Source organism: Halomonas salipaludis, assembly GCF_002286975.1.
Taxonomy (GTDB): domain Bacteria; phylum Pseudomonadota; class Gammaproteobacteria; order Pseudomonadales; family Halomonadaceae; genus Franzmannia; species Franzmannia salipaludis.
Window position 1 is genome coordinate 527735 of record NZ_NSKB01000001.1, and the last position, 19763, is coordinate 547497.

18 protein-coding genes are annotated in these 19763 nt (G+C 64.8%); 13 read left to right on the top strand and 5 right to left on the bottom strand.

From position 1 onward, the window contains the following. Positions 1 to 46: 46 nt before the first annotated feature. Positions 47 to 424 (top strand): ribbon-helix-helix domain-containing protein, encoded by a 378-nt coding sequence (locus CK498_RS02730; protein WP_095619314.1) that lies wholly within the window; start codon positions 47 to 49, stop codon positions 422 to 424. 3 nt (positions 425 to 427) lie between these two features. Here CK498_RS02730 and CK498_RS02735 read toward each other — a convergent pair whose 3' ends face one another. The 3 genes from CK498_RS02735 to CK498_RS02745 all read right to left on the bottom strand — a co-directional run bounded on the left by CK498_RS02735 (position 428) and on the right by CK498_RS02745 (position 3721). Next, positions 428 to 1969 (bottom strand): Fic family protein, encoded by a 1542-nt coding sequence (locus CK498_RS02735; RefSeq protein WP_095619315.1) that lies wholly within the window; start codon positions 1967 to 1969, stop codon positions 428 to 430. Positions 1970 to 2058: 89 nt separating this feature from the next. Next, positions 2059 to 2487 carry a SufE family protein gene (locus CK498_RS02740; RefSeq protein ID WP_095619316.1) on the bottom strand — a complete coding sequence of 143 codons (429 nt, stop codon included), beginning with the start codon at positions 2485 to 2487 and terminating at the stop codon, positions 2059 to 2061. A gap of 28 nt (positions 2488 to 2515) precedes the next feature. Next, positions 2516 to 3721: a tyrosine-type recombinase/integrase gene (locus tag CK498_RS02745; RefSeq protein WP_407645821.1), complete on the bottom strand. Its 1206-nt coding sequence runs from the start codon at positions 3719 to 3721 to the stop codon at positions 2516 to 2518. 211 nt (positions 3722 to 3932) lie between these two features. On the opposite strand from CK498_RS02745, the gene CK498_RS02750 reads away from it, so the two are divergent. Then, the gene (locus CK498_RS02750; RefSeq protein WP_095619317.1) at positions 3933 to 4898 is read left to right on the top strand and encodes a DNA-binding protein; all 966 of its coding nucleotides are present in this window, start codon (positions 3933 to 3935) and stop codon (positions 4896 to 4898) included. A 90-nt stretch (positions 4899 to 4988) separates the two neighbouring features. Here CK498_RS02750 and nfuA read toward each other — a convergent pair whose 3' ends face one another. After that, complete coding sequence (gene nfuA / locus CK498_RS02755; protein ID WP_095619318.1) at positions 4989 to 5579, bottom strand: Fe-S biogenesis protein NfuA; 591 nt, start codon at positions 5577 to 5579, stop codon at positions 4989 to 4991. Positions 5580 to 5790: 211 nt separating this feature from the next. Between nfuA and metH the strand changes: the two genes are divergently transcribed. From metH to CK498_RS02785, 6 genes are all read left to right on the top strand, one after another. Next, positions 5791 to 9492, top strand: a complete 3702-nt coding sequence (gene metH / locus CK498_RS02760; RefSeq protein WP_095619319.1) for a methionine synthase — start codon at positions 5791 to 5793, stop codon at positions 9490 to 9492. Positions 9493 to 9546: 54 nt separating this feature from the next. Next, a complete protein-coding gene (locus CK498_RS02765) occupies positions 9547 to 10875 on the top strand; it encodes an MATE family efflux transporter (protein ID WP_095619320.1) in 1329 nt (442 codons plus the stop codon). Between the two features lie 24 nt (positions 10876 to 10899). After that, entirely contained in the window at positions 10900 to 11988 is a 1089-nt protein-coding gene (locus CK498_RS02770) for an ABC transporter substrate-binding protein (RefSeq protein WP_095619321.1), read from the top strand. Next, positions 11985 to 13958, top strand: coding sequence for a putative bifunctional diguanylate cyclase/phosphodiesterase (locus CK498_RS02775; protein ID WP_095619322.1), 1974 nt, complete (start codon positions 11985 to 11987; stop codon positions 13956 to 13958). Before CK498_RS02770 ends, CK498_RS02775 begins: the two co-directional genes overlap by 4 nt. A 101-nt stretch (positions 13959 to 14059) precedes the next feature. Further along, positions 14060 to 15712: a nitrite/sulfite reductase gene (locus CK498_RS02780; RefSeq protein WP_095619323.1), complete on the top strand. Its 1653-nt coding sequence runs from the start codon at positions 14060 to 14062 to the stop codon at positions 15710 to 15712. After that, positions 15705 to 16223, top strand: a complete 519-nt coding sequence (locus tag CK498_RS02785; protein WP_095619324.1) for a DUF934 domain-containing protein — start codon at positions 15705 to 15707, stop codon at positions 16221 to 16223. The genes CK498_RS02780 and CK498_RS02785 overlap by 8 nt, the downstream gene beginning before the upstream one ends. A gap of 91 nt (positions 16224 to 16314) precedes the next feature. Here CK498_RS02785 and smrA read toward each other — a convergent pair whose 3' ends face one another. After that, entirely contained in the window at positions 16315 to 16899 is a 585-nt protein-coding gene (gene smrA, locus CK498_RS02790; protein WP_095619325.1) for a DNA endonuclease SmrA, read from the bottom strand. A gap of 84 nt (positions 16900 to 16983) precedes the next feature. On the opposite strand from smrA, the gene CK498_RS02795 reads away from it, so the two are divergent. From CK498_RS02795 to pdxH, 5 genes are all read left to right on the top strand, one after another. Further along, entirely contained in the window at positions 16984 to 17397 is a 414-nt protein-coding gene (locus tag CK498_RS02795) for a gamma-glutamylcyclotransferase family protein (protein ID WP_095619326.1), read from the top strand. Between the two features lie 134 nt (positions 17398 to 17531). Next, the gene (locus CK498_RS02800; protein WP_095619327.1) at positions 17532 to 17885 is read left to right on the top strand and encodes an ArsC/Spx/MgsR family protein; all 354 of its coding nucleotides are present in this window, start codon (positions 17532 to 17534) and stop codon (positions 17883 to 17885) included. Positions 17886 to 17910: 25 nt separating this feature from the next. After that, complete coding sequence (wrbA, locus tag CK498_RS02805; RefSeq protein WP_095619328.1) at positions 17911 to 18534, top strand: NAD(P)H:quinone oxidoreductase; 624 nt, start codon at positions 17911 to 17913, stop codon at positions 18532 to 18534. Further along, positions 18531 to 18929, top strand: coding sequence for a DUF2069 domain-containing protein (locus CK498_RS02810; RefSeq protein ID WP_095619329.1), 399 nt, complete (start codon positions 18531 to 18533; stop codon positions 18927 to 18929). The genes wrbA and CK498_RS02810 overlap by 4 nt, the downstream gene beginning before the upstream one ends. A gap of 163 nt (positions 18930 to 19092) precedes the next feature. Beyond that, positions 19093 to 19734 (top strand): pyridoxamine 5'-phosphate oxidase, encoded by a 642-nt coding sequence (pdxH, locus tag CK498_RS02815; protein WP_095619330.1) that lies wholly within the window; start codon positions 19093 to 19095, stop codon positions 19732 to 19734. The last annotated feature ends 29 nt before the right edge of the window (positions 19735 to 19763 follow it).

A 19763-nucleotide genomic window follows, 5' to 3' on the forward strand; every position in this document is an offset into this window, starting at 1 on the left:
TGCTATGGGAGAGACAAACCCCATGGCATACGAGGAGAATTCGACGATGTGCAGGCTCTTCGTGGGTGCCGACCCCCACCTATGGGAGGCGCAGACCCGCTCCATCCGCCTTGATGGGGTCTCCACCAGCGTGCGACTGGAGAGTTTCTTCTGGTACCTGCTCGAGGAGATCGGCCGGCGCGACGGGCTGACCCTGGGGCAGCTGCTGACGCGCCTGGCCAGAGAGTCCGGCGAGGCCGGCCATGACCTGGCTAACTTCGCCTCGTTCCTGCGCGTCTGCTGCGCCCGCTATCAGGCCCTGCAGCTGGCCGGCGACATTCCCACCGATCACGGCGTGGCGATCGCCGCCCTTGACGCACCGGCGATCCTGGCTCGGGAGCGGCGGCGTCGACGCGACGTCACCGCCCCATCGACAGTTGCCTAGTGGCTATTCGGTCCGACCGATACCGGCAAAGCCCTCGCCGACGATGGCCTCCAGCCGCTCGGTGAGCAGCGGGTCATCGAGGACGGGAAAGTCGCGCCGCAGCTTGCCGCTCACGCTGCCGTGCTGTCTAACTGCGCGAATGATACGGTCGATATGTTCATCAGGCCCCTCCACCCACTCCTTGATCGTTTCGCGAGTCATGTGCCAGGCTCGCTGGATGGCTGCCTGCTGGTGCATTTCATGCTCCAGCGTGTAGCGCACAATCTCTTCGAGATATTCAACCTGATCGGTCAGGTCGGGATACCGCCAGGTAGGTCCAGCCTCTTCATAGGCAGAGAAGGTGAAGTCAGACTCGATTCCGTCAGGGTATGCCTGGCGTCGAGTCAGAAAGTCTACGGCATCACCGTAACGCCGCATCAGAGGTCGTGAATAACGCTCCAGCACCCGGTCATACTCGATACGCCGCATCGAAGACGAGGTGATGGCCGCCGAGATCGGCAGGATAAAGGGCTCCGGCACGGCGCCGTCGCGTCGCAGCGTATCATTGATCAGGAAGCGCGAGATCCGCCCGTTGCCGTCTGCCAGCGGATGTATGAACACAAAGCCGAAGCTGGCCACAGCTGCCCTGGTGATGGCATCTTCAGGCCCTGTCGAATCGAGAAACTGGCTGAGCCCACCGAGCAGACCGGAGAGCCACTCCCAAGGGGGGCAGACGTAGTGCACGACAGGCCCCTGGCCAATGGAGCGACTGCCCACGAAGACGGGAGATTGGCGCAAGCCCGGCTGGATGGTCGCAACGCCGAGGATCGCGCTCTGAAGTTCACTCAGCGTTTGAGCGGAGAGCGGCTCTTCTTGCTGCCCACAATAAGCCTCCATGGCGGCGGCGAAGCGCTGTATGCGCCCCTGGTGGCTGCCCTCATGCTCGATGACAAAACTCGCCTGGCTCTCCTTGATGGTCAACCAGACGGCGCTGCGGCGGAGGATATCGGCACCGAACTCCCCTTCCATGCTTTCCAACTGGCGACGTATATCATAGCCGCGCGACCGTTCGACTTGTGGGGTTCGCCGAACCATGGGGCAGTAATCTGGTGTGCCAGGGAGGTTATCGTTGATACGCCACCGGCGGTTCCGCCTCGGCTGTGTTGCCGTTACATAGTCATCGGGGTTCAGCGCATCCCGGTAGTTACCCCCGGTCTTGGTGATGTCAAGGTGCTCTCCCGTGAGCCATTCATACAAGAAGCCTGCCCGGCGGGCATACTGGCCGGTGGGCTCGCTACGAACCCATGCAGCAAGACTCTCAGGAGGTAGGCTCCGGAAGAGTCGCGCCAGGAACTCGAGGTGTACGCCCTCATGCTTAAGGGCGAAGGTGAGATGACCGGGAAGTGTCGCCGGCGGACGCATGCTTTCAAGATAGGCCTCGCTACGGCGACCATCATGCTCCAACGTATGGCGAGCACGACCGATACGACTCTCGACAGGGAAAGGCTGGACGACATCCAGTTCATAAGTCGAGGCTAGCCACGCGTAGCCGATTTCGCCGCCCATTTCCCTTGCCAAAATGATTAACTCACCTAAAAAGCGATTATTTTTATAGCCTAGCTCATAAAAATGATTATATGGAGAGGCGCTAGCACTCAGGCGGCTTCGCGCTGGGCAACATCGTAAATCCGCGTCAGCATGGCGTGCAGGCCGTTGCTGCGGGTCGGCGAAAGGTGCTTGTCGAGCCCCAGCGCCTCGAGGAAGCTGGGTTCGGTAGCGACCACCTCCTGGGGTTGGCGATCATTGTAGATGCGCAGCAGCACGGCGATCAGCCCCGAGACAATAGCGGCATCCGAGGTGGCGTCGAAATGCAGGCGCTCGCCGTCGCGGGCGTGGCGAATCCAGACGTTGGACTGACAGCCCTGGATCTTGTAGTCAGGGGTCTTCCACTCATCGGGGAAGGTCGGCAACTGCTTGCCGAGGTCGATGATGTACTGATAGCGATCCATCCAGTTGTCGAACATCGCGAATTCGTCGATGAGCGCCTGCTGGGCCGCCTGGGTCGTGGGTTCCTGCGTTGACATGATGGCTCCTTCTCCTCGAATGAGGTCATTATACCGGCCCATCGCCGCTCGTGTCCGCCCCGCTCCGCCGACTGTCGGTATACAGCGAATGACGCGAGACCTGCTGCTGCCACTCCTCGGCTTCGGCGTGCAGGTAGCGCGCCGTGGTGTCGAGCCGTGCATGGCGAGCGGTCATCGCCAGGTAGCGCAGTTCGACGCCGCGCTGCGCCTGGTGGGTCAAGGCGGTATGCCGCAGCCAGTGCGGTGAGGCCTGGCGCAGCCTGGGCGCCATGGCCGCCAGGGGTGGCGCCACGTCGCCGCGAACCCCCGCGGCCTCCAGGGCGCCTGCCGCCTCGGCGAAGGCCGACTTGATCAGCCGATAGAGCTGGTTGTCGCCTAGCCCACGCTTGCCATCCAGCCCGCGCAGCAGCGGTCCGCTATCACGCGAATCGGGCGCCGCGGCGAGTTCCAGTGCCTGGCGCCATTCACCGAGCAGCGCCAGTGCTTCCGGCGGCAGCGGAATCTCTACGCGCTTGTCGCCCTTGCCGGTCACCCGCCACCACCAGCCCCCCTCGATCAAGTACACATCCTCCATACGCGCCGCGGCCAGCTCGGCGATGCGCGGTGCCAGCAGATAGGCAAAGCCGAACAGGAAGCGACGCCGCTGCCAGCCCAGCATCTCGCGCCTGCTGGCGCCCTCCCCCGGCGGCTGGTTGATCCAGGTCCACAACCAGTCCCACAGCGGTCGCTCGAGGTAACGCTCGATGCGCCCGCCGCGATTATCGAGCCGGCGGCGCTTGTCGCGCATCAGCCGAAAGGGGTTGTGACGCACCCAGCCGGCGTCGGTCAGCCAGGCAAACATGCCCTGCAGAATCACCAGGCTCTGCCGACGGCTAGCCGCCGACAGTGGCCCACGAAATGGCCGCCATTCGCTGCTGGCCCGTGGCCGCGGCGGTCCGATCCAGCGCTCGGCGGGTCGGGGGTCGGCGAGAAAGGATTCGAACTCGGCGAGGTGCTCGCGGCGCAGCCCCTCCAGCGCCAAGCCGCGCCCGGCCAGCCATAGCAGCAGACGCTCGGCCTCCTTGCGATAGGCGCGCTGGGTCTGCGGGCTGGCCGCGTACTCCGCCAGCCACAGCCTGACCGCCTCGCTATCACTGTGGGCAGCGATATGCACGCCGTCGTCATTTGGCAGTAGCGCCTGCTCAGGCTGGGTCGTCGCAAGCCCGCCAAGGGGCGCTATCTCGTGCCGTTCCAACTGCCCGCCTCCTCGGTTGCCCGTAGCCCCCAGTATCGAGCCATTGCCGGCAGAGAATCAAGATAATGCGGGTAATCATGAATTTATCGGCTATTTCATAGTGTATTTTACGTAAAACATAATACGTAAAGAGCTTCCCTTTCAGTCGCTGCGGGGCTAGGCTGCGGCATGGCAACGAGCGGTTTGCACCTACCGTGACAAGGAGAGCGATATGGCGAGGAACGGCGTGCAGTTCGAGGACGTACAGCGGGCGGTCGATGCCCTGCTGCAGCGAGGCGAGACGCCCAGCGTGCAGAAGGTGCGCGAGGTATTGGGTACCGGCAGCTTCACGACTATCAGCGATCACCTGCGCGAGTGGCGTCAGCAGCGCGAGGAGAACCGCGCTACGCCCCACCCCCAGGCGATCCCCGAGGCGCTGCAGTCACTCATGGGCGAGCTGTGGCACAAGGCGGAAGAAGCCGCCAGCGAAGGCCTTGCACACTATCGCCACGAGGCCGATCGACGCGTCGAGGTGGCACAGCAGGCCAGCGCCGAGAGCCAACGACTCGCCGAGCATGCCGCCCAACGCGAAGCCGCCCTTGCCGAGCATCTCGCCCAGGTGCAGGCCAGCCTGGATGAGCGCAGCCAACGCCTGGCCAAGGCCGAAGCGGAGCGCGATGCACTGCAGTCGCGGCTGGCGGAGGCCGAACACCAACATCAGCGGCTCACGGCACAGCTGGCTCAGCTGCAGCAACAGCGTGATCGGCAAGCTGAGGCTCACCGTGAGGCTCTCGAGGCACAGGCCGAGCGCCACCGCGAAGCGCTACAGCAGGAAGAGCAGCGCCATGAGGCCGCCGAAGCACGCCTGATGGGCCTGTTGGATGCCGCTCGCCAAGAGCGCCAGACTGCAGACAAACAGCACGCCGAGCGCCAGACTCAGCTGGAGGCGCGCCTCGAGGCGCGCGACCAGCAGCTACAGGAGCAGCGCACCGCTCTCGCCGAGCAGGAGCGCCGTCAACGCGAGGCGAGCCTGCAGCGTCAGCAGGCGCAGGATGCGCTAAGCGATGCACGCCAACGTAGCGATGCGCTGGCCAGCCAGCTGAGCTCTCGCGAACAAGCGCTGGAGGAGAGCCGCCAGCGGCTAGCCGAAGTGGAAGCACGGCTGTCCCGAGCCAGCCTGCCACCCTTTACCTACTGAACGCATGCCCAAACGCAGCAGAGCCGCTCATGGAGCGGCTCTGCAAGAGAACAGGCTGGCGGGGAGCGACCGGCCTAGACGCCGGCCACCTTAGCGGTAGTAGGCCTGACTGGTGTCGGTATGGTCGGTGACGTCGCGAATTCCGGCGAGCTCGGGGATACGCTCGATCAAGGTTTTCTCGACGCCGTCCTTGAGGGTCAGGTCGACCGCGGCACAGCCTTGGCAGCCGCCGCCGAACGCCAGTACCGCGACGTTCTCCTCGGTCAGCTGGATCAGCTTGATCTCGCCGCCGTGGGCGGCAAGGCCGGGGTTGATCTCGCTGTAGAGCACGTAGTTGACGCGGTCCTCCAAGGGGCTGTCGGCGTTGACCTTGGGCATCTTGGCATTGGGGGCCTTGATGGTCAGCTGACCGCCCATGCGGTCGGCGTTGAAGTCGACCACCGCCTCATCGAGGAATGCCAGGCTGTGCTTGTCGAGGTAGACACGGATCTTGTCGAGCTCGAGCAGCTCGTCGCTCGGCTCCTCTTCGCCCGGGCGGCAGTAGGCCAGGCAGGTCTCGGCGTAGGGCGTACCGGGCTGGGTGATGAAGATGCGCACCGCAATGCCCTCGACGTTCTGCTTCTCGAGCAGTTCGGCGAGGTACTCCTGGGCGCTATCGGTAATCTCGATGCTCTGGCTCATGATGTCGTCAGTCCTGGAACCGATGGGCAGATGAATAGTGCCATGGTAAGGAAAAGTCCCCGGCGACACAATCCCGAGTGAAATACTCGGTTTTGTCGCCCCTGCCCCGCGTCAGACGCTTTCTGTTACCATACGCGGCTATATCGAGACGGCGTGGGACGCCTGCCCCACCCCTCGCTGCAGACCCTGACGCTGGAGACGTATCCCCATCATGGCCGCCGTTGACACCGCCGTTACCGCCTTGCTTCATGAGCAACTCGCACGCCGTATCCTGATTCTCGACGGTGGCATGGGTACCATGCTGCAGAATGCCGACCTCAGTGAGGCGGAGTTTCGCGGCGAGCGCTTCAAGGAGTGGCCCAGCGACCTCAAGGGCAACAACGACCTGCTGGCACTGACCTGCCCGGACGTGGTGACGCGGATCCACCGCGACTACCTCGAAGCCGGCGCCGACATCATCGAGACCAACACCTTCAACAGCACGCGGCTCTCCCAGTCCGACTACGGCATGGAGGACCTGGTGCCAGAGCTCAACCGCGAAGCGGCGCGGCTGGCCCGCGAGGTGTGCGATGCCGTCGCCAGTGAGACCGGCGTACCGCGCTATGTGGCCGGGGTGCTTGGCCCCACCTCACGCACCGCCTCGCTGTCGCCGGACGTCAACGACCCGGCCAAGCGCAACGTCACCTTCGACGAGCTGCGCGACAACTACTACGAAGCCGCCGAGGCGCTGATCGGGGGCGGCTCGGACCTGATCCTGATCGAGACCATCTTCGACACCCTCAACGCCAAGGCGGCGATCTTCGCCCTCGAGCAGCTGTTCGACGATCGCGGCGAGCGCCTGCCGGTGATGATCTCCGGCACCATCACCGACGCCTCCGGGCGCACCCTCTCGGGCCAGACCACCGAGGCGTTCTGGAACTCGATTCGCCACGCCCAGCCACTGTCGGTGGGCCTCAACTGCGCGCTGGGCGCCGCAGAGCTGCGCCCCTACCTCGAGGAGCTCTCGACCAAGGCCGACACCTTCGTTTCGGCCCACCCCAATGCCGGTCTGCCCAACGAGTTCGGCGAGTACGACCAGACCCCGGAGGAGATGGCGGAGATCGTCGCCGAGTTCGCCGACAGCGGGTTGGTCAACATCATCGGCGGCTGCTGCGGCTCGACGCCCGAGCATATCCAGGCCATTGCCGAGGCGGTGCGCAATACCTCGCCGCGCCGGGTGCCCGAACGCCCACGGGCCTGCCGTCTGTCGGGTCTCGAGCCGTTCAACATCGAGCACGACTCGCTATTCGTCAACGTCGGCGAACGCACCAACGTTACCGGGTCGGCGCGCTTCAAGCGCCTGATCGTCGACGAGGATTACACCACCGCCCTCGAGGTGGCCCTGGAGCAGGTCGAGAACGGCGCCCAGGTCATCGACATCAACATGGACGAGGGCATGCTCGAGTCCCAGGAAGCGATGGTACGCTTCCTCAACCTGATCGCCGGCGAGCCGGATATCTCCCGGGTGCCGATCATGATCGACTCCTCCAAGTGGGAGATCATCGAGGCCGGCCTGAAGTGCGTACAGGGCAAGGCGGTGGTCAACTCGATCTCCATGAAGGAGGGCGAGGATGCCTTCCGCGAGCAGGCCACCGCCTGCCGTCGCTACGGCGCGGCCATCGTGGTGATGGCCTTCGACGAAGATGGCCAGGCCGACACCTTCGCGCGCAAGGCCGAGATCTGCGAGCGCGCCTATCGGCTGCTGGTGGACGAGATCGGCTTCCCGCCGGAAGACATCATCTTCGACCCCAACATCTTCGCCATCGCCACCGGTATCGAAGAGCACAACAACTACGCCGTCGACTTCATCCAGGCCACCCAGTGGATCCGCGAGCACCTGCCCCACGCCATGGTCTCCGGCGGCGTGTCCAACGTCTCCTTCTCGTTCCGCGGCAACAACCCGGTGCGCGAGGCGATACACTCGGTGTTCCTCTACCACGCCATCCGCGCCGGCCTGACCATGGGCATCGTCAATGCCGGCCAGCTGGCGGTCTACGACGACCTGCCCGCCGAGCTGCGCGAAACGGTAGAAGACGTGGTGCTCAACCGGCGCAGCGACGGCACCGAGCGGCTCCTCGACATCGCCGACAAGTACAAGGGCGACGGCTCCGGCGCGGCCAGGAAGGAAGACCTCGAGTGGCGCAGCTGGCCAGTTAACAAGCGCATCGAACACGCCCTGGTCAAGGGCATCACCGCGCATATCGAGGACGACACCGAGCAGGCCCGGGCCCAGGCCGCGCGCCCCATCGAGGTCATCGAAGGTCCGTTGATGGACGGCATGAACGTGGTAGGCGACCTGTTCGGCGACGGCAAGATGTTCCTGCCCCAAGTGGTCAAGTCGGCTCGCGTCATGAAGCAGGCGGTGGCCTATCTGATTCCCTATATCGAGGCCGAGAAGAGCGAAGAGACCAAGGCCAAGGGCAAGATCGTCATGGCCACGGTCAAGGGTGACGTCCATGACATCGGCAAGAACATCGTCGGCGTGGTCCTGCAGTGCAACAACTACGAGGTGATCGACCTCGGCGTGATGGTGCCCGCCGAGAAGATCCTGCAGACCGCCCGGGAGCACAATGCCGACATCATCGGCCTGTCCGGGCTGATCACCCCATCGCTGGATGAAATGGTCCATGTCGCCAAGGAGATGCAGCGCCAGGGATTCGAGCTGCCGCTGCTGATCGGCGGCGCCACCACCTCCAAGGCCCACACCGCGGTCAAGATCGAGCCGCAGTACCAGCACCCGGTGATCTACGTCACCGACGCCTCGCGGGCCGTCGGCGTCGCCGGCCGGCTGCTGACGCCGAGCCTCAAGCCGGCCTATGTGGCGGAGATTCGCGACGAGTACGAAAAGGTTCGCGAGCGCAACGCCAAGCGCCGCCCCAAGGCCGCCGACCTCTCCTACGCCGAGGCCCGCAAGCGGCGCTTCCGCACCGACTGGGCGAGCTTTACCCCGCCCGCCCCGCAGTTCACCGGACTCAAGGTCTTCGATGACTACGACCTCGAGGAGTTGATCGAGCGCATCGACTGGACGCCGTTCTTCATGAGCTGGCAGCTGGCCGGCAAGTACCCCAAGATCCTCGACGACAAGGTGGTTGGCGAGGCGGCACGCAGCCTGTTCGCCGACGCCCAGGCGATGCTCGCCAAGCTGGTCGACGAAAAGCGTGTCCAGGCACGCGGCGTCATCGGCCTGTGGCCGGCCAACAGCGTCGATGACGATGTCATCGAAGTCTACGCCGACGAGTCGCGCAGCGAGGTGGTCGAGCGGCTGCACCACATCCGCCAGCAAATGACCAAGAATCGCGACGGCATCTGCTACAGCCTGGCCGACTTCATCGCCCCCAAGGAGAGCGGCAAGCCCGACTGGATCGGTGGCTTCGCGGTCACCACTGGCCATGGCGTCGATAAGCTGAGCAAGGCCTATGAAGCCGCCGGCGACGACTACAACGCGATCATGGTCCAGGCGCTTACCGACCGCCTCGCCGAGGCTTTCGCCGAGCGCATGCACGAGCGGGTGCGCAAGGAGTTCTGGGGCTATGTGCCGCAGGAACAGCTCGACAACGAGGCGCTGATCGCCGAGAAGTACCAGGGCATTCGCCCGGCACCGGGCTACCCGGCCTGCCCTGACCACACCGAGAAAGCCACCCTGTTCCGGCTGCTCGACGCCGAGCGCCATAGCGGCCTGACGCTGACAGAGAGCTTCGCCATGTGGCCGGCGGCGGCAGTATCGGGCTGGTACTTCGCGCATCCACAGTCGAAGTATTTCGCCACCGGCAAGATCACCCGCGATCAGGTCAAAGTGCTGGCCGAGCGCAAGGGCATGCCGCGCGCCGAGCTCGAACGCTGGCTGTCGCCGGTGCTCTCCTACGACGCCGATTGACCATCGCCTGGGCCCGCGCTAGCGGGCCCTGTCACTCACCCGCTGGAACCCGGCATGCTGCCCGAGCCCACCCGACGCCGTACCATTCTCAAGCTGGCACTACCGATCATCGCCGGGATGCTTTCCCAGAGTCTGCTCAACCTGATCGACGCCGCCCTGGTCGGGCGCCTTGGCGAGGTGGCTCTGGCCGGTGTCGGCATCGGCGGCTATGCGATGTTCCTGGTCACCGCCATACTGTTCGGGCTCTCCTCCGGGGTCCAGGCGCAGACCGCGCGCCGCCACGGCGAGGAGGCCTGGTCGCAGCGCGCCACGCCACTCAATGCCGGCCTGTTGATCGCACTGGCGGTCGCCGGCCCGCTGACCCTGCTATGCCTGTGGCAGGCGCCGCGGCTGCTGACGCTGATCAACCAGGAGCCCGACGTCACTGGCGTGGCGGTGGAGTATTTCCGCTGGCGCGTGATCTCGCTGGTGCCGGTGGCAATGATCTTCTGCTTTCGCGGCTACTGGAATGGCATCCAGCAGACCGCCATCTACCTGCGCATCATCCTGTTCATGCACCTGGTCAACGTGGTGGCCAGCATCGGGCTGATCTTCGGCTACGCTGGGCTGCCCGCCATGGGTCCTGCCGGGGCAGGCGCCGGTACCAGCCTGTCGCTGTTCGTCGGGGTCGTGATCTGGCTGCTGATCAGCGCCCGCCACGCCACCGCCAGCGGCTTTCTGTCGCGCTGGCCGCGGCGACCGACCTACGCCAGCACCCTGCGCCTGGCAACGCCACACTCCTTCCAGCAGTTATGGTTTGCCGCGGGCTATGCGGTGCTGTTCTGGATTCTCGGCCAGCTGGATACCGCGAGCGTGGCGGTGGGCCATGTACTGGTCAACCTATCGCTGTTCCTGATCCTGCCGGGGGTAGGCTTGGGCATGGCCGCCATGAGCCTGGTGGGCCAGGCGATGGGCCGCGACGCCCACCACGATGCCCACCGTTGGGGCTGGGACGTGGTCAGAGTCGCCTGGGCCTGTCTGGCGCTGCTGGCCCTGCCCATGCTATTGATGCCGGAGCTGGTACTTGGCCTGTTCCTGCACGATGCGGCACTGATAGACATGGGCCGCCTGCCGCTGCGCCTGACGGCTGTGATGATCGTGCTCGATGCCGCCGCCCTGGTACTCGCCCAGGCCCTGCTCGGCGCTGGCGCCAATCGCACCGTGATGACGCTGACCCTGTCGATGCAGTGGCTGCTGTTCCTGCCCCTTGCCTGGCTGGTGGGTGTCGCCCTCGAACAGGGCCTGGCAGGCATCTGGTGGGTGCAGCTGGGCTATCGAGCGCTCAACTCGCTATGTTTTGCCATGTTCTGGCAACGGCGGCGCTGGCAGCGTTTGGCGGTCTGATAACGATAACGAGGAGACGTGTGCATGCGTGTGTTGGCCATCTGCCTGCTGTGCCTGGTGTCACCGGTGCTGTTGGCCGCTCCATTGAGCGTCACCTTCATCAATCCCGGCTATCAGGGCGAGCGCTTCTGGGACATGGTCAGCAGCACCATGCGCGCCGCGGCCGACGACCTCGATATCAGGCTTACGGTCCACTACGCTCAGCGTGATCGACACGTCATGCAGGCACTCGCTGCAGAGGCGCTCGAGGGCAAGCAGCCACCGGACTACCTGGTGCTGGTCAATGAGGAGCAGCATGCCGTCGACCTGCTCGAACAGGCCGAGGTGCGCGGCGTTGACGTGCTGTTCCTGCTCAACGGGCCGAGTGCCGAGCAGCGTCTGCATACCGGTGAACCCGGCGAGCGCTACCGCCACTGGATCGGCGTCATCGAACCCGACAACTTTGCCGCCGGCGCACGCATGGCCAGGGCACTGCTGGAGGCGGCACCAACACAGCCCTACCCGCTCCCCACCCTGGCACTACTCGGCGATACCCTCACGCCCGCCTCTATCGGCCGCAATGGCGGCATGCTCGACGTATTCCTCAAAGAGCCGCGAGTCCGCCTCGATCGCCTGCTGACCGCTCACTGGAACCAGGAAGAGGCGCGTACCCTGACCGCCGGCTACCTGCGCTGGTTGGAGCGGCGCAACGAAGCGCCCGCGCTGATCTGGGCGGCCAATGACCCGATCGCCATCGGCGCCATCGAGGCGCTGCAGGACGCCGGCTTCGCCCCCGGAGAGGACGTGCTGCTGGTCGGGCTCAACTGGTCGCCGGAAGGCATCCAGCGAGTTGCCCGTGGCGAGCTGCTGCTCACCGACGGCGGACACTTCCTGGCCGGCGCCTGGGCCATGGTCATGCTGCGCGATCTGGCCGACAACGCCATCGACATAGCGGATGCCAGCATCCGCTTCCCCATGGAGGCCCTGGATACCCACGACGTGGCTACGTTCGGCAAACGCCTCATCTCACCGGATTGGCGAGACATCGACTTTGCGCGTTTCCGCCATACCGCGAGTGGCTATGACTTCTCGCCTCGGCGCGCCCTCGACATGCTGATGGAGGCTCAGCCATGAGCCGACGGCCGAGCCTCAATCAGCTGTTCATGCTGCGCCTGGTACCGCTGGCACTGCTGGTGGCCATGGCGGTGAGCCTGGCCAATGCCTGGCACCTGCACAAGCGCTTCGAAGTCGAGCTGGATCGCAAGGAGACCGAACTGCTACGAATCGGCGCAAGCCTGCTGGCCGCCCCGCTGTGGAACTTCGACAGTCAGGCCGTCGACGAGCTGGTTGAGACGCTGCTGGCTGACGCCGATGTGGCCAGCGTCAGTGTCTACGACGACGCCAATACACTGTTGCTGTCACGCGATGCCGACCACGACCTGCAAGGCCTCCAGCAGCGGCGTGCCGCCATCATTTTCGAGAATGCCCTGCTGCGCCGCCAGCTTGGGCATCTCGAGCTGACCTTCACCCGCCAGCGGCTCAGCGAACAGATCGGCTGGTCGGTGTTCTTTACCCTGCTGGCGGTCACGCTGGTAGTGGTAGCGGTGTTTGCCTGGACCATGCGCTTCAATCGTCTCCACGTGGTGGCCCCGCTGAATGCCATTCTCGATACGCTACGCGCGATGCGCAGTGGCCAACCCTTCATGCCGCTGGTCAGTCACGCGCCGGGCGAGGTCGGCGATGCGCTCCAGGCCTACAACAGCTTGGCAGTGCAGCTCGACCACGCACACCAGGAGATCGCCGCCCAGTCCCAGCGCGATGCCCTCACCGGCCTGCTCAACCGCCATGGCTTCTATTCCCACCTGAGCGATTGGCTGGAAATGCATCCGCAGCGGCCACTGGGCATACTGCACATGGACATCAATCATTTCCGCTGGATCAACGAGAGCTTCGGCCAGGATGCCGGTAGCCAGCTGCTGCGCGATATCGCCAACCGCCTCGAAGATCAGCTTGACCCGCAGCTATGCCTGCCGCTGGCGCGGCTCGGCAGCGATGAGTTCGTGGCCGCCTTTGCCGATATCGATGCGCCCGGCCTGGCCCGTCACGCCCGCACCTTGCAGCGCAACATGCTGGAGCCCTTCGAGGTCTTCGACCAGCAGGTGTTCGTGTCGATGAACCTGGGCGGTGCACTCTTCCCCCAGCACGCCGCCACCGCCGAAGGATTGCTCAAGGTGGCGGAGCTCGCCCTGCACCGCGGCAAGGAGCGCAGCCCCGGCGAGTATCGGCTCTACCGGCCCTCTACCGTGCATCTGCCGGCCCACGAGATGATCGCGCTGGAGCGCGATCTGCATCGCGCACTCAATGAGGATGGCCTGCGCCTGATGCTGCAGCCCATCGTCACCGCCGACTCCCAGCCCAACGCCCGGGTAACGCTGGCCGGCGTGGAGGCGCTGGTGCGCATCGAGCATCCCGAGCGAGGCGTGCTCTCCCCCGACACCTTCATTCCGGTCGCCGAGGCCTCGGGACTGATCCTGCCGCTCGGGGCCTGGGTCATGGAGCAGGGCTTGGCCTGGCTCGCCGACGCGACCCGCCAGGGACTCGACACCCAGACCATCGCATTCAACGTCTCAGCGCGGGAAATTCACGCCGGCGGCCTGGTCGAGCGTCTCGCCGACGGCCTCGAGCGGCATGACCTGGCCGCGCAGCGCATCATCCTCGAAGTCACCGAGAACGTGATGCTGGAGCGCGACAGCGTCGTACGGGAAACCTTCGATGCGTTACGCGCACTGGGCTGCAAGCTTGCCATCGATGACTTCGGCACCGGTTTCTCATCGTTGAGTTACCTGCAGCACCTGCCCTTCGATATCGTCAAGATCGACCGCTGTTTCGTCGGCGAGGTCCATACCGCCCCTCGTCAGGCGGCGCTGGTAGCAGCAATGATCGAAATGGGTCATGCTTTGGGGTTGAGCGTTACCGTGGAAGGCATCGAGCTTCACGAGCAGGCAAGCCGCTGTCTTGCCAGCGGTGCCGATCACCTCCAGGGCTATTACTTCTGTCGGCCGCTACCGGCTGCGGAAGCGCTGGCACGCTTCATAACTCTTTAATTAAAATCTATGATCATTTATTCTTTCAAAGAATAACGCCAGGGGAGTATCGTCCTCCCATCGGCCATACCCATTCGCCCCGACTAGCAGGACAACCCTGAATGTATCGGTACGACACCTACGACCAGACGCTCGTCGACGAGCGCGTCGCCCAGTTCCGCGACCAGATGGCCCGCCATCTGGCCGGGCGCCTGCCGGAAGAAGAGTTCCGCCCGCTGCGCCTGCAGAACGGTCTGTACATCCAGAAGCATGCGCCGATGCTGCGCATCGCGATTCCCTACGGCATGCTGTCGAGCACCCAACTGCGCGCCCTAGGTGATATCACGCGGCGCTACGACCGCGGCTACGGCCACTTCACCACGCGTCAGAACCTGCAGCTCAACTGGCCGGCGCTGGAGGATGTGCCCGAGATTCTCGCCGACCTGGCCAAGGTACAGATGCATGCCATCCAGACCAGCGGCAACTGCATTCGCAATACCACCAGCGATCAGTTCGCCGGCATCGCCAGCGATGAAGTCGAGGATCCGCGCCCCTGGTGTGAGCTGATCCGCCAATGGTCGACCCTGCACCCCGAATTCGCCTTCCTGCCGCGCAAGTTCAAGATCGCCGTCAGCGGCGCCGCCGAGGATCGTGCCGCCATCCAGGTTCACGACATCGGCCTGCGGCTATGGCACGACAGCGACGGCAGCCTCAAGGTCAAGGTGCTCGCCGGCGGCGGCCTGGGCCGCACCCCGATGATCGGCGACGTGGTGCGCGAGGACCTGCCCTGGCAGCACCTGCTGACCTATCTCGAGGCCTGCGTGCGCGTCTACAACCAGTTCGGCCGCCGCGACAACAAGTTCAAGGCGCGCATCAAGATCCTGGTCAAGGCGCTGGGTATCGAGGAGTTCCGGCGGCGCGTCGACGCCGAGTGGGCACATCTCAAGGATGGCCCGCAGACCCTGAATCAGGCCGCCGTGGACAGCGCCCGCGCTCACTTCGTCGAGCCCGAACGGCGCGCGGTGAGCGAGCAGGACATCGCCGCTTTCGAGGCGCTGCGCGGCGAGAACCGTGCCTTCGCACGCTTCGTGACCAATAACGTCACCGACCACAAGGTGCCTGGCTACAAGGCCGTGACCCTGTCGCTGAAGCGCCGCGAGCATGCCCCCGGCGATGTCACCGCCGACCACATGGACGCCGTGGCCGACCTCGCCGAGCGCTATAGCTTCGGCGAGCTGCGCGTCACCCACGAGCAGAACCTGGTGCTCTCCGACGTGCCGGTGGACCAGCTCGAAGCGCTGTGGCAAGAGCTCGAAGCGCTGGGCATGGCCAATCCCACCGTGGGCACTCTCAACGACATCATCTGCTGCCCGGGGGGTGACTACTGCGGACTCGCCAACGCGGTGTCAATCCCGATTGCCCAGGCACTCCAGGAGCGCTTCGAGGACCTCGACTTCCTCTACGACCTGGGCCCGCTGGACCTCAATATCTCCGGCTGCATGAACGCCTGCGGCCATCACCATGTCGGCCATATCGGCATTCTCGGCGTCGACAAGAAGGGTGAGGAGTACTACCAGATCTCCATCGGCGGCAATGCCACCGACGACGCATCGCTGGGCAAGATCCTCGGCCCCTCCTTCTATCGCGAGGATGTGCCCGAGGTGATCGACAAGGTGCTCAAGGTGTATGTCGAGCAGCGCCATGACGACGAACGCTTCCTCGACACCTATCGCCGCATCGGCCTCAAGCCGTTCAAGGAGCGAGTCTATGCCTGATACACAACTCGAGCATGCCCAGACGCTGATCAAACTGGGCCAGCCGGAGCAGGACGAGTGGGCGCTGTCGCGGGTCGAGGAGGCGCTGCCCAAGCAGCGTCCGGTGATCGTACCGCTGGCCCTGTGGCAGGCCAACGCCGAGGATCCGCAGCTGGCGCCGTGGCTTGCCAGCGATACCCTGCTCGACGATGAGCTGGCCAAGGCCCTGGCCAAGGCACCGCTGGTGGCCATCGACTTTCCCGCCTTTACCGACGGCCGCGGCTACTCTCTGGCACGGCTGCTGCGCGAGCGCTATGGCTACCAGGCAGAGGTGCGCGCCATCGGCGACGTGCTGGTCGACCAGCTCTACTACATGAGCCGCTGCGGTTTCGACGCCCTGGCCCTGCGCGACGATCAACACCTCGACGATGCGCTGCGCGCGCTGGGCGCCTTCAGCGTCAGCTACCAGCCCGGCGTGGACGTTCAGGAAGCGCTCTTCGAGCGCCGCCTGCGCGAGGCCAACGGCGCCTGATCCGTGGCTGTTCGACGGCACGACGCCCGGCTTAGCCGGGCGTCGTGCGTTTGGCATCATGCATGACAGGCAGGTGTAGAGTGCACAAGGTTCAGCCGCGGCGCTTCTGCTGACGTTCGCGGTTGTTGGCCCGCGCCCGCTCGGACTTGCGCAGCATCACCAGGGTGGCGCCCAGTCCGCCCTGTGAAGCCGGCGCCGAGGCGAAGGCCTGCACCTCGTCGAACTGCTGTAGCCACTTGACCAGGTAGGAGCGCAGCACGTTGGGCGGGCTGTCGATCTCGCGGCCACGGCCGTGGATCACCATCAGGCTGCGCAACTCGGCGTGGTGTGCCTCGCGGATGAACTGGAAGAGCTCGCGGCGGCACTCGGCCAGGGGCCGCTTGAGCAGATGCAGCCGTGCCTCGGCGGGGTAGCCGCCCTGTCGCAGCCGCTCGAGCACGCCGATCTGGATGCCATCGTGGCGATACTCCACCGGATCGTGGGCGCCGATCAGCTCGACGAAGTCATCGGACAGGAAGTTGTCGTCGTTGGTGGCATTGGCAGCATTTTCACGGCGTGCCAACTGGGCATCGCTGGGCGCCCGGCGAGCCGGGCGAACATCGGCCTTGTCACGCCCTCTCGGCAAGGGCCGCACATCACCCATGAGCTGACTGAAACTAACGTCATCCTGTTGCATGGGCTCTCTCCTCACGTCGATACTCGAGCGACCATTATCATCATGTCGCTCTGACATCGAAAGCTTGCCACGGATTCGACTCCTATGCGCAAACGCTATCCGCTGATAGCTACCCTCGCCCTGAGCCCCTTGCTGCTGCTTGGCTACCTGTGGCTGACCATGCTCAGCCCGCTCACCTACGACCGCCCCGATCACCTGCCTCCCGTGGCCGAAGGCGAACATCGAGTTTTCGTTTACGGCACGCTGCGTTACCCGCTGGTGCGCTGGTGGGTATACGGGCGCACGGGGTCGCCACAGCCGGCTAGGCTGGAAGGCTTTCGGCGTACACGACTCGACCTCGAACCTGCCCCGGATGATGCTGTCGACGGCCTGCTGCTGCACGTCGACCATGACGAGCTGGCGCGACTCGACCGCTATGAGCGGCTCGGCATTCGCTACGAGCGAGTCCCCAAGCAGCTGACTGATGGGCGTACTGCCTGGGTCTATCGGCGTTTATAGGAGCTAGTCTGTTGGTTGGTGCCATATGTATAGATAACGGTATAAACACATCCCCCCTGGTAGGGCTACCGCTTGTGACCGCCTCTGCGGGCACTCTACAATGGCCGGCTATGCTCGCCTGCCAAGGAGACGTGATGGCTGCCATCATCTACTACCACAACCCGCGCTGCTCGAAATCTCGCCAGGGTCTGGCGCTATTCGAGGCGCGCAACATCGAACTCAAGGTGCGCCATTACCTCGACACGCCTCTCGATATCGCCGAGTTGACAGAATTGCTGGCGCGTCTCCAGTCTCCCCTTGCCAGCCTGGTACGCACCAATGAAACCAGCTGGAAGGCCATGAACATCGATATCGGCGACCAGCAGCGCACCCTCGAAGCCATTGTCGAGGACCCGCGACTCCTGCAACGCCCCATCGCCGACGATGGTCAGCGAGCGTTTATCGGACGCCCTCCCGAGGCCATGCTGGCCCTGCTCGACAACGCCTGAGCTCGCCCAATTGACTGGAGCCAAGATGTCTTCATCACTGCCCTATGTACTGGTCCTCTATTACTCCCGCCACGGCGCCACCCGCCAGATGGCCGAACAGCTCGCGGCAGGCGTCGAGCGTATAGCGGGTATCGATGCCCGGCTGCGCTGCGTACCGCCGGTCTCGACCACCTGCGAAGCGATCGAGCCCGAGATTCCCGCCGCGGGAGCCGTCTACGCCAGCGCCGACGACCTGCGCCACTGCGCCGGGCTCGCTCTGGGCAGCCCCACCCGCTTCGGCAACATGGCCGCACCGCTCAAGTACTTCCTGGACGGTACCAGCGAGCTATGGATGAACGGCGCGCTGATCGACAAGCCGGCCACCGCCTTCACCTCGACCTCGAGCCTGCACGGCGGCCAGGAAACCACGCTGATCACGATGCTGATGCCACTACTGCACCACGGCATGGTCTATGCCGGCCTGCCCTACAGCGAAACCGCACTGTTTACCACCCAGAGCGGCGGCACCCCCTACGGTGCCAGCCACGTGGCAGGTAGTCGCAGCGAGCGACCGCTCGACGACGACGAACGCAGCCTGTGCCAGGCCCAGGGCCAGCGCTTGGCTCGCCTGGCGCTCGCCCTGGGTGCGGCACGGAGTGCCAGCACATGAAGCAGATGCTGGAACGCTGGGAGGCGCAGTACGGTATTGACGCACTCACCGAACGTGCCCGACGCGGCGTACTGGGTAGCTATGTGCTGCTGCTGGTACTGCTGGTCTATAGCGGCACCGTCATTCACAGCATCGAGGAAGGTGGCTGGATCCCGGTCCTGGTACGCGGCCTGCCGCTGGTCCTGTTCCTGCCCTCGATCATTGCTCGCCGCCCCCGCGGCCACGCCTGGCTGGCCTTCGTCAGCCTGCTCTACTTCATGCAGGGCGTGATGGTTGCCACCCTGCCCGGCCAGGGGCTGTTCGGCATGCTCGAGGCGCTCACGGCAATGACGCTGTTCGCCGCCAGTACCTGCTATGCACGTTTTCGCAGCCGCCAGCTGCGCCAAGCGAACTGATTCGCCACCTCGCAGCCGTCATGGCTGCGACATAACCTGGGTTACCGGCAGCCACGAACGGCTTCATCTAGCATGCACCAATGGCCCATTGCAGGGTCAATATTCTCGGTTGAGCCCAACGCCGAGAGCGGCGAAGATGGTTACACGCTTTCAGGAGATCGACATGACACGAGACATCGCCGATATCAGGCGTGACTATGAGGGCGGCCGCCTCGACGAAGACGGCACCCCACAGACGCCCTTCACGCTGTTCGACGAATGGTTCCAGCTGGCGCTCGAGTCCGAGGGGGACGATGGTAACGCCATGACCCTGGCCACCGCCGACACCCAGGGCCTGCCCCACGCGCGGATCGTGCTGCTCAAGGGCTATGACGAGCAGGGCATGGTGTTCTACACCAACTACCACAGTCACAAGGGCAGCGAGCTGGCCAACGTGCCTCAGGCGGCACTGGTGTTCTGGTGGCCATCGCTATCGCGCCAGGTGCGCGTCGAAGGCCGCGTCGAGCAAGTCAGCGCCGAGGAGTCCGATCGCTACTTCGCCAGCCGCCCTCGGGGCAGCCAGCTAGGCGCCTGGATCGCCACCCAGAGTGTCGAGATACCCGACCGCCACTGGCTCGAGGAGCGCCAGTCGCGCTACGAGCAGCTGTACGCCGAGCAGGAGATCGCTCGCCCAGCCCACTGGGGCGGCTATCGCCTGGTCCCGGAAATGCTCGAGTTCTGGCAAGGCCAGCCCAGCCGCCTCCACGACCGCATCCGCTATGAGCAGCGCGACGGCGACTGGCACAAGTACCGGCTCGCCCCCTGACGGCCGACGGCGTCCCACAGAGGGCGTCG

What these genes read in the sequence shown, in the direction of transcription:
- CK498_RS02730 (WP_095619314.1), top strand. Translation starts at nt 47, where the DNA reads ATGTGCAGGCTCTTCGTGGGTGCCGACCCCCACCTATGGGAGGCGCAG.
- CK498_RS02735 (WP_095619315.1), bottom strand. Translation starts at nt 1,969, where the DNA reads ATGGGCGGCGAAATCGGCTACGCGTGGCTAGCCTCGACTTATGAACTG.
- CK498_RS02740 (WP_095619316.1), bottom strand. Translation starts at nt 2,487, where the DNA reads ATGTCAACGCAGGAACCCACGACCCAGGCGGCCCAGCAGGCGCTCATC.
- CK498_RS02750 (WP_095619317.1), top strand. Translation starts at nt 3,933, where the DNA reads ATGGCGAGGAACGGCGTGCAGTTCGAGGACGTACAGCGGGCGGTCGAT.
- nfuA (WP_095619318.1), bottom strand. Translation starts at nt 5,579, where the DNA reads ATGAGCCAGAGCATCGAGATTACCGATAGCGCCCAGGAGTACCTCGCC.
- metH (WP_095619319.1), top strand. Translation starts at nt 5,791, where the DNA reads ATGGCCGCCGTTGACACCGCCGTTACCGCCTTGCTTCATGAGCAACTC.
- CK498_RS02765 (WP_095619320.1), top strand. Translation starts at nt 9,547, where the DNA reads ATGCTGCCCGAGCCCACCCGACGCCGTACCATTCTCAAGCTGGCACTA.
- CK498_RS02770 (WP_095619321.1), top strand. Translation starts at nt 10,900, where the DNA reads ATGCGTGTGTTGGCCATCTGCCTGCTGTGCCTGGTGTCACCGGTGCTG.
- CK498_RS02775 (WP_095619322.1), top strand. Translation starts at nt 11,985, where the DNA reads ATGAGCCGACGGCCGAGCCTCAATCAGCTGTTCATGCTGCGCCTGGTA.
- CK498_RS02780 (WP_095619323.1), top strand. Translation starts at nt 14,060, where the DNA reads ATGTATCGGTACGACACCTACGACCAGACGCTCGTCGACGAGCGCGTC.
- CK498_RS02785 (WP_095619324.1), top strand. Translation starts at nt 15,705, where the DNA reads ATGCCTGATACACAACTCGAGCATGCCCAGACGCTGATCAAACTGGGC.
- smrA (WP_095619325.1), bottom strand. Translation starts at nt 16,899, where the DNA reads ATGCAACAGGATGACGTTAGTTTCAGTCAGCTCATGGGTGATGTGCGG.
- CK498_RS02795 (WP_095619326.1), top strand. Translation starts at nt 16,984, where the DNA reads ATGCGCAAACGCTATCCGCTGATAGCTACCCTCGCCCTGAGCCCCTTG.
- CK498_RS02800 (WP_095619327.1), top strand. Translation starts at nt 17,532, where the DNA reads ATGGCTGCCATCATCTACTACCACAACCCGCGCTGCTCGAAATCTCGC.
- wrbA (WP_095619328.1), top strand. Translation starts at nt 17,911, where the DNA reads ATGTCTTCATCACTGCCCTATGTACTGGTCCTCTATTACTCCCGCCAC.
- CK498_RS02810 (WP_095619329.1), top strand. Translation starts at nt 18,531, where the DNA reads ATGAAGCAGATGCTGGAACGCTGGGAGGCGCAGTACGGTATTGACGCA.
- pdxH (WP_095619330.1), top strand. Translation starts at nt 19,093, where the DNA reads ATGACACGAGACATCGCCGATATCAGGCGTGACTATGAGGGCGGCCGC.